Source organism: Streptomyces sp. NPDC001714 (assembly GCF_042892755.1).
Classification (GTDB): Bacteria; Actinomycetota; Actinomycetes; order Streptomycetales; family Streptomycetaceae; genus Streptomyces.
In genome coordinates this window covers 156015-173647 of the sequence record NZ_JBIAUL010000011.1, presented here as the reverse complement: position 1 = coordinate 173647, position 17633 = coordinate 156015, and the positions used below count along the sequence as shown (strand labels likewise).

The following is a 17633-nucleotide window of genomic DNA, read 5'->3' as shown; positions in this document are numbered from 1 at the left end:
CTTGAGTGGCCATACCCTAAAGCGCATTAGCGATCCGTGGCAATACGTTCGTAACACCTTTCTGAGCAGGGGTTTTGAGTCACTAATGACTTTAGCTGCGCCGAATCCATTGACGTGGTGCCAAAACGGCGTGCAAGGTCTGGCGCGGCACCTCCGGCCGACCCCGCCGCAAAGGAGCAACGGACCATGCGCATCTCCCGCAGAGCCTTCGCCCTCGCCGCTGCCGCCGTCCTCGCCCTGCCGCTGAGCGCCTGCGGTTCCGGCGGAGACGACGGCGGTTCCACCGACGCCTCGGGCAAGGTCGAGGGTGACATCACCTTCCAGACCTGGAACCTGCGCGCGAACTTCAAGTCGTACTTCGACGGCCTGGTCGCGGACTTCGAGAAGAAGTACCCCGGCACCCACGTGAAGTGGATCGACCAGCCGGCCGAGGGCTACGCCGACAAGATCAGCGCGGACGCGGCCGGCGGCACCCTCCCCGACGTCGTCAACGTCTCCCCGGACCTGGTCGCCCCGCTCGCCAAGGCGGGCCTCGCCCTCGACCTCGACAAGGCGGCGGCCAAGTACAGGTCCGAGTACCTGGCAGGCGCCTGGGCCAGCCATCAGATACCGGGGACGAGCGGGACGTACGCCTTCCCCTGGTACCTGAACACCGGGCCGCTCTTCTACAACAAGACGCTGTTCGAACAGGCCGGACTCGATCCGGAGCAGCCGCCGAAGACGTACGACCAACTCTTCGCCGACGCGCTGAAGATGGCGCAGCAGAGCGGTGGCAAGGTCGCCACCCTCGCCAACGTGCCGACGATCGAGGACTTCGGGCGGTACGGCTCGCAGCTGATGAACAAGGCGGGGACCGGCTTCGCCTTCAACGACGCGAAGGGCGTCGAACTGCTCACCAAGTACAAGGAGTTGTACGACGCCAAGGCGCTCGACCCGCAGGCACTGACCGCCACCCCCGAGTCCACCGGCAAGAAGTTCCTCACCGGGGCCGTCGCCATGAACCCCGGCAGCGCGCTCGACCTGGACAACTTCAAGAAGCAGGCGCCGAACCTGTACAAGAACATCGGCATCACCGACCAGATCACCAGCACCGGCCACGTCAACATGTACGTGATGGGCGTGATGGTCAACTCCAGGACCAGGCACACGGCGGCCGCCGTCGCCTTCGCGCACTTCGTGACCGACGCGCAGAACCAGATGTCCTTCGCAAGGAAGGTCGCCATCTTCCCGAGCACCGCCGGCTCCCTCGACGACCCGTACTTCACCAAGGAGGACGGCACCGACGAGACCCGGGTGCGCATCGCCGCCGCCAAGTCGCTGAAGAACGCGGTCAACTACACGCCGGTCCTGTTCAGCGACCAGATGAAGACCGCGCTGCGCAACGAGGTCGCCAGGACGCTGCAGGGCAAGGAGAGCCCCAAGGCGGCCCTCGACAACGCTGTCAAGGCCTGCGACCGCCTGCTCCAGCAGGAGGGCTGAGGACCCGATGGCCGGCGTGACTCGCGTGCGGCGCCAACTTCCCACCAGCCCCTGGCTGTTCGCCGCCCCCGGGCTGCTGGTCGTCGGCGCCTTCGTGCTCTACCCCTTCGTCTCGACGGTGGTCAACTCCTTCACGGACCGCCGCACCCTGGTCCCGGGCCGCTTCGTCGGCCTCGCCAACTTCCGCGAGCTGATCCACGACGACATGTTCTGGACCGGCCTGCGCAACAGCACCCTGTACATCGTCGGGGTGGTGCCCGCCCTCGTCGTCCTGCCGCTGCTGCTCGCCCTGCTGGTGCAGAAGAACATCCCCGGCATCACCTTCTTCCGGTCCGCCTTCTACACCCCGGTCGTCGCCTCGGTCGTCGTGGTCGGCCTCATCTGGGTGTGGCTCCTCGACGAACGCGGTCTGGTCAACTCGCTCCTCGAGACCGTCGGGATCGGCCGGGTCGGCTTCCTCAGCGACCAGTGGCTGCTCCTGCTGAGCGCGATGGCGGTCACGGTCTGGAAGGGCCTCGGCTACTACATGATCATCTATCTGGCGGCGCTCGCCGACGTGCCGCGCGAACTGCACGAGGCCGCCGCCGTGGACGGCGCCGGAGCCGTCCGCCGCTTCCTCGCCGTCACCGTGCCCGCGGTCCGCTCCACCATGGTGCTGGTCGCCGCGCTCTCCTCGGTCGCCGCCTTCAAGACGTTCTCCGAGGTCTACCTGCTGGCCGGACCGGACGGCGGCCCGGCCGGCGAGGACACCACCCTCGTGATGCTCGTCCAGCAGACCGGCACCGGACTGACCGGCCGGGTCGGCTACGCCTCGGCGCTCTCCGTCGTCGTCTTCGTGGTGACGGTGGCGCTGATGCTCCTCGTGCTGCGCGCCGACCGGAGGGAGCGGACATGACCGTCACCGAGGAACGCGTGCGGACCGTGCCTCCGGCGAAGGAGGCGCGCGTCACCGACGAACACGGCCGCCGCATCCGGATCGGTGAACTGGCCCTGCGCTACGCCCTGTTGCTGTTCGTCCTGGCCGTCACCGTCGGCCCGTTCCTGTGGCAGCTGTCCACCTCGCTCAAGGGACCGACCGAGGACATCTTCAGCTCGCCGCCCAGCTTCGTGCCGCAACACCCCACGCTGCACAACTACCGGCGGGTCGCCGACACCATCCCCGTGTGGGACTACGCCCTCAACTCCCTGAAGGTCGCGAGCGCGAGCGTGGTCACCAACTGCGTAGGCTCGGCACTCGCCGGGTACGCCCTGGCCCGGCTGCGCTACCGGGGCCGCCGTATCGCCACCCTGGCCTTCATCCTCGCGATGCTCGTGCCGGTGGAGGGCATCATCATCGCCCAGTTCACCACCATGCGCGAACTCGGCCTCAACAACACCCTGATCGGCGTCGTCCTGCCGGGCTCGATCGGCGCCATGAACGTGCTGCTGATGCGCAACGCCTTCCTCAACCTGCCGTACGAGATCGAGGAAGCGGCCTACGTCGACGGCGCCGACGTCTGGCAGCGGTTCCTGCGGATCGCCCTGCCCTCGGTCAGGGGCACCGTCGCCGTCGTCGCGATCTTCGCCTTCATGGGCGCCTGGGACGACTTCCTGTGGCCCCTCATCGTGCTCAGCGACCCCTCCAGGTTCACGCTCACCATCGGCCTCAACTACCTGCACGGCACCTTCGCCAACGACGAGCGCCTCGTCGCCGCCGGCACCGTGATCGCCGTGGCCCCGCTCATCGCCCTGTTCGCCTGCCTCCAGAGGTACTTCTTCCGGGGCGTCGGCGAGGGAGCCGTCAAGGGCTGACCCCCGTCAATCGCCAGCAAGGAACACGCATGCCTCCTGCCGTGCGCTTCGGCGTCAACTACACCCCCAGTGAAGGGTGGTTCCATCACTGGCTCGACTTCGACCTGGACCCGGTGCGCGCCGACCTCGACTCGATCGCCGCACTGGGACTCGACCACATCCGGGTCTTCCCGTTGTGGCCCTACTTCCAGCCCGACCGCACCCTGATCCGCCCCCGTGCGGTGGAGCAGCTCGTCGCCCTCGCCGACGCGGCGGCCGAGCGCGGCCTGGACGTCAACGTCGACGGCCTGCAAGGGCACCTGAGCAGCTTCGACTTCCTGCCCGCCTGGACCCGCACCTGGCACCGGCGCAACCTCTTCACCGACCCGCAGGTCGTCGAGGGCGAGGCCGCCTACCTGCGCACCCTCGCTGCGGCCCTCGCGGACCGGCCCAACTTCATCGGGATGACCATCGGCAACGAGGTCAACCAGTTCGCCGCAGGACCGCACCCCGATCCGGACCGGATCAGCGAAGCGGACGCGGAACAGTGGCTCGTACGGCTGCTGACCGCCTGTGCCGAGGGCGCCCCCGACAGGCTGCACCTGCACGCCTCCTACGACGCCGCCTGGTACCAGGACGACCAGCCCTTCACCCCCGACCACTCCGCCCGCCTCGGCGCGGTCACCGCCGTGCACTCCTGGGTGTTCGACGGCACCGCACAGCGGCACGGCCGCACCGCCCTCCAGACCGAGCAACACGCGGCCTACCTGGTCGAGTTGAGCAAGGCCTGGGCGCAGGACGCGCACCGGCCCGTCTGGCTCCAGGAAGTGGGCGCGCCCGCGCCGCTGATCCCCGCCGAGCACGCGGCCGCCTTCGCCGAGGCGACGATCACCGCCGTCCTGGACTGCCCCGACCTGTGGGGCATCACCTGGTGGTGCTCCCACGACGTCAGCCGGAGCCTCGCCGACTTCCCCGAACTCGAATACGGGCTCGGCCTGCTGACCAACGACCGCAAGCCCAAGGACATCGCCCACGTCCTCGCGGCGGCCGAGCCCGCGGCGGCGCGGACGCGCGGCACCGCACTCGTCGTGCCCGCCGACCCGGCCCTGCGCACCCTGAACGCCCCCGGCGGACCCGTCTTCGACGCCTGGTTCCGGCTCGCCGCCGACGGTGCCCGCCCCACCACCGTCCTCGACACCCGCGCGGCCGACCGGGACCATCTCACCGCGCGCGGCATCACCGAAGTCGTCACACCCGACCAGGTACTCCCCACCCCACAAGGAGACACCCGCTCGTGAACCCCAGCAGACGCACCGTCCTCATCGCCGCCACCGCGGCCGCCTTTTTACCCACCCCCGCCACGGCCGCCACCCAGCAGGCCGGCGAGGCCGCCACCACGGCCACCCCGCCGTACGCCTCCTACTTCTACCCGGACTCGTTCCCCTCCGGCAGCCCGGGCACCGGCATCACCTGGCGCAGCCTGAAGACCTGGACGGCGGCCGGCGACACCGACCTCGCCTTCAACGCGGCCTCCGTGCCGCTCGCCGCCCGCTTCACCCCGACCCCCGCCAACACCACCGCCCGCTCCGGGCAGGCACGCATCCAGACGCTGGTGTCCTTCGGACCGACGTCCGGCAACCCCTCCCAGGGCTCGGCCACCGCCGACTACTACGCCCTCACACACTGGGCCTACCTCGACGAACTGGTCTTCTGGGGCGGCTCGGCGGGCGAGGGGCTGATCCTCGCCCCGAACGCGCCGATCGTCGACGCGGCCCACCGGCACGGCGTACCCGTCCTCGGCAACATCTTCCTGCCGCCCACCGCCTACGGCGGCCAGCTCCAGTGGACCCGCGACCTGGTCCAGACCGACGCCACCGGCCACTACCCCCTTGCGGCCCGACTCGTCGCCCTGGCCGCCGCCTACGGCTTCGACGGCTGGTTCGTGAACGCCGAGACCAGCGGCGGCAACACCGCCCTCGGCACCGCCATGCTCGGCTTCGTCACCGAGCTCAGGTCCCTCGCGGCGGCCCGGGGACAGCGGGTCACCTGGTACGACGCGATGACCGTCAACGGCACGGTCAGCTGGCAGGGCGCGCTGAACAGCCAGAACCAGGCGTTCTTCCAGGCCGCCGACGACATGTTCGTCGACTTCCGGTGGAGCGCCTCGACCCTCGCGTCGTCGGGCACGAAGGCGGTGCAACTCGGACGCAGCCGCTACGCGTTGTGGGCCGGAGTGGATGTCGAGTCCAACGGCTCCAACACCTCCGTGAACTGGGACGCGATGGTGCCCAGCGGCTCGGCGCACCTCACGTCCGTCGGCTTCTACCGGCCCGAGTGGACCCGCAACCACCTGCCCGCGAGCCGTACTCCCGGCGACTTCCACGCCGCCGACGACCGGTTCTGGACCGGGCGGTCACTGGACCCGTCCCGACCCGACGGCACGGACCCATGGCGGGCGCCGGCCGTGTCGGTGGCGGACCGGTCGACGGTGTCGGCGGTGCCGTTCGCGAGCGTCTTCAACACCGGGCACGGGCTGCGCTGGTACGAGGAGGGCGAGGTCACCTCGGACACGGCCTGGAACCACCTCGGCCTGCAGGACCGGCTCCCGTCCCGGCGCTGGGCGGTACGGACGGCCGGCACCCGGCCGACCGTGACCTTCGACTTCGCCGACGCCTGGCGCGGCGGCAGCAGCGTCCTGGTGGACGGGGCCCTGGACCAGCCCGTGGTGCTGGACCTGTACGCGACCCAGTTGCAGATCACCGCACAGACGGTTGTCGAGCTGACGTACCGGACCGACGCTGGGAGCGTGGACGTCGAGCTGGCCATCGCCACCGCCGAGCCGGGCAGCGCCGGCGCGGCACCGCCGTACACCTATCTGCCGGTGGAGTCGGGCGACGGCTGGTCGACCGCGACCGTCCCGCTCACCGGTCTCTCCGGAACGGTCCACGCCCTCGGTGTCCGCCTCACGGCGACCGACGGGCCGGTCCGGTGGCGGCTCGGCGGAATCGCCGTACGGGAGGGGACGAACACCCCCGCCGCTCCCGCCGCTCCCGCCGACCCGCAGATCACCGCGGCCGACGGCGGAAACCTGCGCCTCGCCTGGGGCGCGGCCCCCGGCGCCGTGCGCCACTACACCCTCCACCGCCTCCTCCCCGACGGCACCCGGCGCTTCCTCGGCGCCACCGGCCAGCGGGCCTATTTCCTGACCGCTCTCCAGCCGGAGCAGGGCGAGACGACGGCACGGTTCGAAGTGCGCGCGGTAGGGGAGCTGTACACCTCGTCGGACCCCGTGACCGTCACGCACACCTGGTAACCGGTAACCAACCAACGGAGCACCCCCCATGCATGACGACCGCAGCCTGGTCGAAGCCCGCCTGAGGCGCGTCCTCGACGAGCGCATCCGCCCCGCCGTGTACCCCGAGTCCGTGCCGCTCGACGTCGCGGTGTGGCACGCGCCCGGCGAGCCCGTGCCGGTCGACGAGGGCCTCGCGGCCGAGCCCGAGCCGATCGCGGTGGGCGCCCGGTGGGGTGCTCCGTGGGGCACCAGCTGGTTCCGGGTGACCGGAACCGTCCCCGCACAGTGGGCCGGGCGGACCGTGGAGGCCCTCCTCGACCTCGGCTTCGACGAGAACATGCCCGGCTTCCAGTGCGAGGGCCTGGTCTACCGCCCCGACGGCACCCCGGTGAAGGGGCTCAACCCCCGCAACCAGTGGGTCCGCGTCGGCGCCCCCGTCGAGGGCGGCGAACAGGTCCGGCTGCACATCGAGGCCGCCTCCAACCCCGTCATCCTCGACTACCACCCGTTCCGGCCCACCTGGCTCGGCGACAAGGACACCGCCGGGCAGGAACCGCAGTACACGCTCACCCGGATGGACCTCGCCGTCTTCGACGAGACCGTGTGGCAGCTCGTCATCGACCTGGAGGTGCTCGGCGAGCTGATGGCCGAGCTGCCGGCCGACGCGCAGCGCCGCCACGAGATCCTGCGCGCGGTCGAGCGGGCCCTGGACGCGGTCGACCTCCAGGACGTGAACGGCACGGCGGCCCAGGCCCGTGCCCGCCTCACCGGCGTCCTCTCCGCCCCCGCCGTACCCTCCGCGCACCGGATCAGCGCGGTGGGGCACGCGCACATCGACTCGGCGTGGCTGTGGCCGCTGCGCGAGACGGTCCGCAAGGTGGCCCGCACCACGGCCAACATGACCGCCCTCATCGAGGACGAGCCCGAGTTCGTGTTCGCCATGTCCCAGGCCCAGCAGTGGGCCTGGGTGAAGGAACACCGGCCCGAGGTGTGGGCGCGGGTGAAGAAGGCGGTCGCCGAGGGGCGGTTCGTGCCGGCCGGCGGGATGTGGGTGGAGTCGGACACCAACATGCCGGGTTCGGAGGCGATGGCCCGTCAGTTCGTGCACGGCAAGCGGTTCTTCCTCGAGGAGTTCGGCATCGAGAACGACGAGGCGTGGCTGCCCGACACCTTCGGCTTCGCCGCCGGACTCCCGCAGATCATCAGGGCGGCGGGCTCGACCCGGCTGCTCACCCAGAAGATCTCCTGGTCCCAGACGAACAGGTTCCCGCACCACACCTTCCAGTGGGAGGGCATCGACGGCACCCGGATCTTCACGCACTTCCCGCCCGTCGACACCTACAACTGCTCCATGAAGGGCAGCGAACTCGCCCACGCGGCCCGCAACTTCAAGGACAAGGGCCGCGCCCGGCACTCCCTCGCACCCACCGGATGGGGCGACGGGGGCGGCGGCACGACGCGTGAGATGGTCGCCAAGGCGGCCCGGGCACGGGACCTGGAGGGCTCGCCGACGGTCGTCTGGGAGACCCCGGAGCAGTTCTTCGACAAGGCCGAGGCCGAATACCCGGACCCGCCCGTCTGGGTCGGCGAGCTCTACCTGGAACTGCACCGCGCCACCCTCACCAGCCAGGCGAAGACCAAGCAGGGCAACCGGCGCAGCGAACACCTCCTGCGCGAGGCCGAACTGTGGGCGGCCACGGCGGCCGTACGCACCGGGTTCCCCTACCCCTACGAGGAGTTGGACCGCATCTGGAAGACGGTCCTGCTCCACCAGTTCCACGACATCCTGCCGGGTTCGTCCATCGCCTGGGTGCACCGGGAGGCGAGGGCGACCTACCAGCGGCTCGCGACCGAACTCGACCGGATCATCGACGCGGCCCAGCGAGCCCTGGCGGGGGAGGGCGGCCGGCCGCTGCTGTTCAACGCGGCACCGCACAGCCGGGGCGGCGTCCCCGCCGGGGGCGCGGCGCCGGAGCAGCCGTCCGGCGAGGTGACCGTGTCGGACCGGCCCGAGGGCGGGCACGTCCTCGCCAACGGCCTGCTGCGGATCGAGATCGACGCCCGGGGCCTGGTCGTGTCCGCCTACGACCTCGACGCCGACCGCGAGACCATCGCCCCGGGCGCGGCCGCCAACCTGCTCCAGCTTCACCCGGACTTCCCGAACATGTGGGACGCCTGGGACGTCGACGCCTTCTACCGCAACGCGGTCACGGACCTCACGCAGACCGACGAGCTGACGGCCGGCGAGGAGGGCGTCCGGATCGTGCGCTCCTTCGGCTCGTCCCGGGTCACCCAGGTGCTGTCCCTGTCGCCGGGGGAGCGCCGGCTGCTGATCGACACGGAGGTGGACTGGCACGAGACGGAGAAGTTCCTGAAACTTGCCTTCCCCCTGGACGTGCACGCCGAACGGTACGCGTCGGAGACCCAGTTCGGGCACTTCCACCGCCCGACCCACACCAACACCTCATGGGAGGCGGCGAAGTTCGAGGCCTGCAACCACCGCTTCCTCCACCTCGAGGAACCGGGCTGGGGAGTGGCGATCGTCAATGACTCGACCTACGGCCACGACGTCACGCGCAGCGTCCGCACGGACGGCGACAGGGGTACGACGACGACGGTCCGCGTCTCACTGCTGCGCGCCCCCCGCTTCCCCGACCCCGAGACCGACCAGGGCATCCACCGCTTCCGGCACGCACTGGTACCGGGCGCGGGCATCGCGGACGCGGTCCGGGAGGGCTGGCGGATCAACCTGGCGGAGCGCCGGGTGACGGGAGCGCGAGAGGTGGCCCCGCTGGTCACGGTCGACAACGACGCGGTGGTGATCACGGCCGTGAAGCTGGCCGACGACGGCAGCGGGGATGTGGTGGTCCGCTTGCACGAGGCCCATGGGGGCCGGGCTCGCGCGACGCTGAGGGCGGGCTTCGAGGCCGCGTCCGTCGTGGTGACGGACCTGCTGGAGCGAGTGCTGCCGGACGTGCCGGAGCACCCGGGCGGCGACGTCGAACTCCGCCTTCGTCCGTTCGAGCTGATGACACTGCGCTTCACCAGGCCCTGAGCCGCGCCCCCGACGCAACACCCCCGGACGGCACGCCGTCCGGGGACCCGCGCCTCACGGGGACGGCGGGGGCACCGGCGCGGCCGGTACGGCGTCCTGCGTGACGGCGATGGGCCGGACGGTGCCGTCGCGCAGGACCCGGACCCGGGCTCGGCGGCTCGCCTCGTAGGCATGGTGGTGCGCCTGCGGGAAGTGCATGCTGTCGAGGTCGCCGCCGGGCAGGAAGCGGATCAGCCAGGCGACGGACTCGGGTCCTTCGGTGGCGGCCGCGGTCGCCGTCAGGAGCTTCTCGTAGTCGCTCCGCAGGCTGCCGAAGCCGGCGCTCGGGGTGCTCTGGAAGTACCGGAAGACCGCGTGGGTCCGTGACGGCGGTACGGCATTCGGGATTTCGTACGTATGCAGGTGCTCGCCACTGCTGAGCCGCTGCAGGCAGTCGTCCACCTCGTCCTCCGGAGAGAAGGCGTAGAGCCAGTCCCGTGCCTTCACCCCCTCGGTGCCCGGCAGCTCCGCCCTGGCGCGCAGGTCCTCCACGATGCCCGTGACGCCGTAGGGTGCCAGTACCGAGACCAGCCGGTGCGGGGCGGAGACGGACTCGTCCTCGTCGTCCTGGATGTTCCAGCGGTCCAGGAGGACCACCTCGCCGTTGACGATCGCCGTACGGATGACATCCAGGCCCACCGGCACTCCCCAGGCGGCCAGGGTCGCCGAGGCGGCCACCCTGATGCTCACATCGGGGTGGCGGACGAATCCGTCGAGTTCCTCGGGGTCTCCGGGGCTCTCGTCCAGGCACTCGAGCGCCAGGCAGCGGGCCTGGACCGTCACGGTGTGGTCCCGGACGAGGGCGAGCAGTTCGTCGTGCGGTGCCCGGCCGTGGCCGGCGGCGACATGGTCGCGTACGGCCGTCAGCAGCGCGGTGCCGCTGCCCATGGACCGGAACCGGTCAAGCAGCGTTCGTACCCCCGTGTCACCCGCTGCGTCCAGATATGCCCCGGCCACGTCCTCGTGGTCGAGCGGCCGCTGGAGGAGTCCCAGCAGCCGTTCGGCAGTGCCGGGCTCCCGGGTGTTCTTCAGCGCGTCCCGCACGGCCGCCGCGACGACCTCGAACCACTGGAGGCCCACGCGCCTCTCCAGCGCCCTCAGGAGGACGTCCGCGGGAGCGCCCGCCTGGCCCAGCGCCCGCACGACCAGCGCGATGCCCTTGGCCGACGACCAGGTGCCGCGTCGGGATCCGTCACCCGCGTGCGTGAGCCGCCGCTCCAACTCGGTATGGAGCGCGGGGACCGCGGCCTCCACCCGTAGTGTGCCCAGAGCGGTGATCAGCGCCTCCCGCAGGTAGTCGACGGAGTCGACCCCGCCCAGTGAGAACGCGCCCAGCAGCCGCTCGCCCACCCGTCGGCCGCCGTGCGCCTCCAGGGCCTGGATCAGCGCGAGCCGGGCCTCGCCGTCACGTTGGTCGTCGCAGATGTACGCGACGACCTCGTCCAGCTGCTCGTCCGACCGTGCCATCCCGACCAGTGCCTCGGCCGCCCGGCGCATCTCGTCCAGGTGCTGGGATCTGCCCAGCAGATCCCAGACCGTGGCCACGATCTCCCGCCGCAACGCCACGTCGGCCACTCTGGGGCTCCCCGTCAGACAGCGGGCCGCGAGCAGCAGGTCGGTGTGGAAGAGGTCGTCGTCGGGCAGGACGAGCAGTCCGGAGCCGTCGGTACGCGGCTCGTCCGGCTCCAGTTGCAGCAGCCCCGCCAGCAGCGGGGACGCGTCCGGCAGCACTCCTGCCAGCAGCAGGATCACCTCCTCCCACCACGGGTCGTACCGTGCCGTCACCGCCTGCCGGACCCCCTCCGCACCACGCTCCAGCAGGGCGGCCGCGGTGAAGTGTTCCTGGAGCGTGAGGTGCAGGAAGCCGTACCAGCCGTGCGCCTGTGGTTTGAGCAGACCGTACTGCGCGGCGATCTCGTCGAGGATCGCGCGGCTGTCCTCCGGGGCGAGGTCGATCGTCGGCAGGAAGCGGGCGATCTGGTCCAGGAGATCGTCCTCGGGGAAGTAGCGCAGTCCACGCTGGTGGTAGTGGCGGGCGATCTCCTTCAGCAGATCCTGTTTGCGGTCGGTGGTGAAGCGGCTGTAGCGCGAGATCTTGCGGTGCGCGTCCCACTCGCGGAGCAGGACTTCCACGCACCGCTGGTACAACGCCGCCCGCCGCTCGGGGAGTTCGAGATCCCGTTCGTAGACGATCGCGATCAGGCTGAGCAGCAGCGGATTGGCGGCCAGGGTCTGCAGCCGGCCGTTCGCCGACAGGGCGCGGACCAGGCCGGCCCGGCGACGGTCGTCGGGGCCGAACCAGTTGGAGACGAATGTCTCGATCTGCGGCCACTCGAAGTCCAGCGCCTCCAGTACCTGGAACTGAGGCAGCCCGCCCCGCCAGCCCTGCCGGCGGCATGTCGTGGCGATCGGGGCCCGGGGGAACCGCGTCGCCAGCCGGGCGAGTTCGGCGGTGACCCTGCGGTACGCGCTCTCCGCCTCCCGTGCGCTCTCTCCGCCCAGCACCTCGTCCAGGCCGTCCAGCAGCAGCGCCGCGCTGCCGTCGGTGAGCTTCTCCACGACGTAGTCGCGGGCGTCCTCGAAGCCGTACTGGTCCGCCCAGTGCTCGGCCAGGTGGTCGAGCAGCGACTCGTGCCCGCTCTCGACGAACCGGAACAACTCGACGTACGCCGGGAGCACGGGCAGGGACTCGTGCTCCGACTGAGTGGCCATGCGCAGAGCCAGGTGCCGCAGCATCGTCGTCTTGCCGGCGCCCGGGTCACCCACGACCACGATGCGCCGGTACCGCTGGAGGGCGTCCACGGGCGCGTAGGTGTGGACGGCGGCCTGGGTCTCCGCAGCCGCCCTGGCCTCGGCACGCTCCGCCTCCGTACGCCAGCTCCGACGCTCCGCGTCCGGCCGGTGGGCCTGCCGCTCCACCTCGTCGGCGGACAGGAACCGCAACGGCTGCTGTTCCTGCACGCCCACCTGCACGTACAGTCGCTCCAGTCGCAAGGGCCGCGACATGTCAAGGATGCGCAGGGTCGACAGCTCCTGCACCAGCCGGCCGCAGTACGCCGCCGCCCCCGCCTCCAGGTTGGAGCGCCGGGCCGCCACGCGCCGGGCGGCCTGCTCCCGCTCCTGTTCCTCCTCCCGGGCGGCCCGCCGGCGCTCCCGCTCCGTCTGCTGCCGCTCGTGCTCCCACTCCTGCTCTTTCAACCGCATCTGGGCGACCGTCTCCAGCCGGATCTTCTCCCGTTCCAGGCTCTGGACACGCTGCACCTGCCACAGCGCCACCGCCGCGGCGATCACGGCGGCCAGCAGCCCGCCCAGTGCGGTGACGACGGACGCGCTGTCCAGCGCAAGGTGCTCACCCGACAGCGACACAGGCCCCCGCCCCTCTGTGACGACTCATGTCGATTGTGGCAGCACGCGCAGCCGATGAAACCCCTTTGTCTCTATGCCGGTTGTGGACTTCTCCCAGAACGGCGGGCCCATGGCGTCGGCGAGCTCGCCGGTCCTACGCGCCGAGCTGTGCGCGCAGCCACTCCTCCACCTCACCCACATGCGCGGCCGCCGCAGCCCTCGCCGCCTCCGGATCCCGGGCGACGAGGGCGCGGTGGATCGCCGCATGTTCTCGCCGCGTCCTGTCGAACGCCCCCTCCTCCTCGTACCCCCGCCACACCCGCGCCCGGAACGTCCGCGACGACAGCCCCTCCAGGATCGCGGCCATCGTGTCGTTCCCCGCGGCCCCCGCGATCACCCGGTGGAACGCGAGGTCGTGCGCGAGGATCTCCTCGGGATCGTCGGTCGCGTTCATCGCCGTGAGGTGCTTCTCCACCTCGCCCAGCTGGTCTGCCGTGATCCGCGCGGCGGCGAGCGCCGTCGCCGTCGACTCGAGAACCCGCCGCACCTCCAGCAGCTCCACCAGCCGCGGCCCGCGTGAGAGGTCGGCGACCACACCGAACGTCTCCAGCAGGTCGCCCGCCTCCAGCTGGGTGACGTAGATGCCGGACCCGTGCCGGGCCTCCAGCACGCCCAGGACCGTCAGCGCACGGATCGCCTCGCGCATGGAGCTGCGGGACATGCCCAGCTGGGCGGCGAGATCCCGTTCCGTCGGCAGCCGTTGGCCCGGCTCCAGGCGCCCCTCCGCGATCATCGCCTTGATCCGCTCGATGGCGCGCTGCGTCACCGTGCCCTTCTGTGGCGCCCTCTCGTCCACACCGCTCCTCCTGTCGCCGGTGCGCCGAAGTCTAACCAGCGAGGTGGTCCGACCACTACGCCTCATTGGGTGGGAAATTAGCGTCTGCGGGGTGTTGAAAGGGCAGAGTGGTCTGATAAGTATGCGGGCATCTGCTCGAACACGCTCGATGAGGAGCTGCCAAGATGCCCGGCGGAACACTGAGGAAGCGGAACAGGACCCGGATCATCGGCGCGACGGCCGTGGCCGTCGGAGCCTCGCTCGTGCTCGCTGCCTGCGGCAGCACCAAGGACACCGGCAGCGGCAGCGCCGGAGGCGGTGGCACCGGCAAGGTCGGGGTGATCCTGCCCCTGCTGACCTCGCCGTTCTGGCAGTCGTACAACGACTATGTGCCCAAGATGGCGAAGTCCGAGGGCGTGGACGCGCTGAAGACGGTCAACTCCAACAGTGACCCCTCGCAGCAGATCACCGACATCAACAACGAGCTGAACCAGGGCGTGAAGGGGCTGGTCGTGGCCCCGCTGGACAGCGCCGCCATCGAGGCGGGCCTCGACCAGGCCGAGCGCAAGGGCGTGCCGGTGGTCGCCGTGGACGTCGCGCCCGACAAGGGCAAGGTCGCCATGGTGGTGCGCGCCGACAACGTCGCCTACGGCGAGAAGGCCTGCGACTACCTCGGCCGGCACGTCACCAGCGGCAAGGTCGTGCAGATCATGGGCGACCTGGCCTCGGTCAACGGCCGGGACCGCTCGGAGGCGTTCCGCTCCTGCGTGAAGAAGAAGTACCCGAAGCTCAAGGTCCTGGAGATCCCCGCCAAGTGGGAGTCCGACACGGCCGCCTCCCAGCTGGGCACGCTGCTCAACGCCAACCCCGACATCAAGGGCATCTACATGCAGGCCGGCGGTGTCTACCTCGCGCCCACCCTGCAGACCCTGAAGTCCAAGGGCATGCTCAAGACCGCCGGGCAGAGCGGGCACATAGTGATCGTCTCCAACGACGGCATCCCGCAGGAGTTCGACGCCATCCGCAAGGGCCAGATCGACGCCACCGTCTCCCAGCCCGCCGACGCCTACGCCAAGTACGGCATGTACTACATCAAGGCGGCGATGGAGGGGAAGACGTTCAAGCCGGGTCCGACCGACCACGACTCCACCATCGTCAAGCTGCCGAGCGGGATCCTTGAGGACCAGCTGCCCGCGCCCCTGGTCACCAAGGACAACGTGGACGACCCGAAGCTGTGGGGCAACACGGTCAAATGATCACGCCACTCGTTGAGGCCCGGGACATCGTCAAGCGGTACGGCCCGACCGTCGCCCTCGCCGACGGCCGGCTCACCGTACTGCCGGGCGAGTCCCACGCCCTCGTCGGCCGCAACGGCGCCGGCAAGTCCACCCTGGTCAACGTCCTCACCGGCCTCCAGGCCCCGGACGAGGGCTCGGTCCGCTTCGACGGCGAACCCGCGCCCGCGCTCGGCGACCGGGACGCCTGGCGGCGCAAGGTGGCCTGCGTCTACCAGAAGCCGACCGTCGTACCGGAGCTGACGGTCGCCGAGAACCTCTTCATCAACCGGCAGCCCCTGCACCGGGGTCTCATCAGCTGGCGCCGGCTGCGCAGTGAGGCGGCCGCGCTCCTCGACACCTGGGACGTCCGGGTCGACCCCGAGGCGCGCACCGCCGACCTCAAGGTCGAGGACCGTCAAATGGTCGAGATCGCCCGGGCGTTGAGCTTCGGCGCCCGGTTCATCGTCCTCGACGAGCCGACCGCCCAGCTCGACAACCGGGAGATCGAGCGGCTGTTCAGCCGGATGCGGGCGCTCCAGGACTCGGGCGTGACCTTCCTGTTCATCTCGCACCACCTCCAGGAGGTCTACGAGGTCTGCCAGACCGTCACCGTGCTCCGCGACGCCCGCTGGATCGTCACCGCCCCCGTCGCCGACCTGCCCAGGGCCGCCCTGGTGGAGGCGATGGCGGGGGAGGCGGTGACCCGGCAGGAACTGGCGGCACGGGACGCGGTGGACGCCGAAGCACCCGTCGTCCTCAGCACCAGCGGGCTCACGTCCGAGTCGTACGACCGCATCGATCTCACCGTCCGCAGCGGCGAGGTGGTCGGCCTGGCCGGCACCAGCGGCAGCGGCAAGATCGAACTCGCCGAGACCATCGCCGGGTTGCGCACCCCGACCGGCGGGACCGCACAACTGGAGGAGAAGCAGCTGCCGTTCGGTGACGTGCGGGCCGCGCTCAGAGCGGGCGTCGGCTTCGTGCCCCGCGACCGGCACGACCAGGGACTCGTGGCCGGCATGAGCATCGGCGACAACGCCACCATGACCGTCCTCGACCGGCTCGGCCGCGGCGGGTTCGTCGGCACCGACCGCAAACGCGGCTTCGCCACCGGACTGATCGAACGCCTCGACATCCACGCCGAGGGCCCCGACCAGCCCGTCTCCGACCTGTCCGGCGGGAACGCGCAGAAGGTCGTCATGGCCCGCGCCCTCGCCTCGGAACCCCGGCTGCTGGTCCTGGTCAACCCCACCGCGGGCGTCGACGTGAAGTCCAAGGAGTCCCTGCTGGCCCGCGTGGACAGCGCCCGCGAGGACGGCACCGCCGTGCTGGTCGTCTCCGACGAACTCGACGACCTGCGCCGCTGCGACCGCGTCCTCGTCCTCTTCCACGGCCGGATCGTCGCCGAACACCCGGCCGGCTGGCACGACCACGAGCTGATCGCCTCCATAGAAGGAGTGGACTCCATGCCCGAAGGAGTGGACCATGGCTGAGACCAAGGCCCCGCCGCTCACCCCGGTGCGCTCCCCGGACCCGCGCGCGGCCCGCACCGTCATCCTGCGCCGGGCCCGTGAACTCGCCCTCGTCCCCGCCCTGCTGCTGCTCATGGTGCTCGGCACGGTGGTCAACGACTCGTTCCTCACCGAGCGCAACCTGATCTCCATCCTGGGCGCCTCCGCCGCCCTCGCGATGGTGGTGCTCGCCGAGTCGCTGGTCCTGATCACCGGGAAGTTCGACCTCTCCCTGGAGTCGGTCGTCGGTATCGCGCCCGCCGTCGGCGCCCTCCTGGTGCTGCCGTCGGCCGAGTCCGGCTGGGGCACGGAGTTCCCCGCCGCCCTCGCCATGGTGGCGATCCTGGTCGTCGGCGCGGCGGTCGGCGCCTTCAACGGCATCCTGGTCGTCAAGTTCAAGCTCAACGCGTTCATCGTGACGCTGGCGATGCTGATCGTGCTGCGCGGTGTGCTGGTCGGCGCGACCAAGGGCAAGACCCTGTTCGGGATGCCCGACAGCTTCTTCACCCTGGCCACCACCACGTTTCTCAGCGTCCCCATGTCGGTGTGGCTGGCCGCGGTCGCCTTCGCGGTCACCGGGCTCGTGCTGAAGTACCACCGCGTCGGCCGCGCCCTGTACGCCATCGGCGGCAACGCCGACGCGGCCCGCGCCGCCGGTATCCGCGTCGACCGGGTGATGCTCGGGGTGTTCGTGGTGGCCGGTGTCCTCGCCTCCGTCGGCGGCATCATGCAGACCGGGTACGTGGGCGCGATCAGCGCCAACCAGGGCAACAACATGATCTTCACGGTCTTCGCCGCGGCGGTGATCGGCGGCATCAGCCTGGACGGCGGCAAGGGCACCATGTTCGGCGCCCTGACCGGCGTACTCCTTCTGGGTGTCGTACAGAACCTGCTCACCCTGGCGCAGGTGCCGTCGTTCTGGATCCAGGCCATCTACGGCGGCATCATCCTGGTCGCTCTCATGATCGCCCGTGTCACCACGGGACGGGCCCAGGACTGACCGGACCGCGTCCCGACCTCCTACCGACGG

The 17633-nt window shown here is 70.7% G+C and carries 11 protein-coding genes; 9 read left to right on the top strand and 2 right to left on the bottom strand.

Going from position 1 to position 17633, the window contains the following annotated elements:
• Positions 1-186 precede the first annotated feature (186 nt).
• From ACFY0P_RS27840 to ACFY0P_RS27815, 6 genes are read left to right on the top strand one after another with little or no spacing between them, the layout of a single operon-like run.
• Positions 187-1479, top strand: coding sequence for an ABC transporter substrate-binding protein (locus ACFY0P_RS27840; protein ID WP_388918601.1), 1293 nt, complete (start codon positions 187-189; stop codon positions 1477-1479).
• Positions 1480-1486: 7 nt separating this feature from the next.
• On the top strand, positions 1487-2374 hold the full coding sequence (locus tag ACFY0P_RS27835; RefSeq protein WP_388918598.1) for a carbohydrate ABC transporter permease: 888 nt from the start codon (positions 1487-1489) through the stop codon (positions 2372-2374).
• Positions 2371-3270 (top strand): carbohydrate ABC transporter permease, encoded by a 900-nt coding sequence (locus tag ACFY0P_RS27830; protein WP_388918595.1) that lies wholly within the window; start codon positions 2371-2373, stop codon positions 3268-3270. Before ACFY0P_RS27835 ends, ACFY0P_RS27830 begins: the two co-directional genes overlap by 4 nt.
• Positions 3271-3299: 29 nt before the next feature.
• The gene (locus ACFY0P_RS27825) at positions 3300-4547 is read left to right on the top strand and encodes a glycosyl hydrolase (protein ID WP_388918592.1); all 1248 of its coding nucleotides are present in this window, start codon (positions 3300-3302) and stop codon (positions 4545-4547) included.
• A complete protein-coding gene (locus ACFY0P_RS27820; protein ID WP_388918589.1) occupies positions 4544-6562 on the top strand; it encodes an endo-beta-N-acetylglucosaminidase in 2019 nt (672 codons plus the stop codon). Before ACFY0P_RS27825 ends, ACFY0P_RS27820 begins: the two co-directional genes overlap by 4 nt.
• A gap of 28 nt (positions 6563-6590) precedes the next feature.
• A complete protein-coding gene (locus ACFY0P_RS27815; protein ID WP_388918586.1) occupies positions 6591-9599 on the top strand; it encodes an alpha-mannosidase in 3009 nt (1002 codons plus the stop codon).
• A 54-nt stretch (positions 9600-9653) separates the two neighbouring features.
• Here ACFY0P_RS27815 and ACFY0P_RS27810 read toward each other — a convergent pair whose 3' ends face one another.
• Positions 9654-13004 (bottom strand): NACHT domain-containing protein, encoded by a 3351-nt coding sequence (locus ACFY0P_RS27810; protein WP_388918583.1) that lies wholly within the window; start codon positions 13002-13004, stop codon positions 9654-9656.
• Positions 13005-13137: 133 nt separating this feature from the next.
• Positions 13138-13839, bottom strand: coding sequence for a FadR/GntR family transcriptional regulator (locus ACFY0P_RS27805; RefSeq protein WP_388918580.1), 702 nt, complete (start codon positions 13837-13839; stop codon positions 13138-13140).
• 164 nt (positions 13840-14003) lie between these two features.
• Between ACFY0P_RS27805 and ACFY0P_RS27800 the strand changes: the two genes are divergently transcribed.
• The 3 genes from ACFY0P_RS27800 to ACFY0P_RS27790 are packed head-to-tail and all read left to right on the top strand — an operon-like array spanning position 14004 to position 17603.
• Positions 14004-15074, top strand: a complete 1071-nt coding sequence (locus tag ACFY0P_RS27800) for a sugar ABC transporter substrate-binding protein (protein ID WP_388918577.1) — start codon at positions 14004-14006, stop codon at positions 15072-15074.
• Positions 15071-16585, top strand: coding sequence for a sugar ABC transporter ATP-binding protein (locus ACFY0P_RS27795; RefSeq protein ID WP_388918574.1), 1515 nt, complete (start codon positions 15071-15073; stop codon positions 16583-16585). Before ACFY0P_RS27800 ends, ACFY0P_RS27795 begins: the two co-directional genes overlap by 4 nt.
• Positions 16578-17603 carry an ABC transporter permease gene (locus ACFY0P_RS27790; RefSeq protein WP_388918572.1) on the top strand — a complete coding sequence of 342 codons (1026 nt, stop codon included), beginning with the start codon at positions 16578-16580 and terminating at the stop codon, positions 17601-17603. Before ACFY0P_RS27795 ends, ACFY0P_RS27790 begins: the two co-directional genes overlap by 8 nt.
• Positions 17604-17633: the final 30 nt, after the last annotated feature.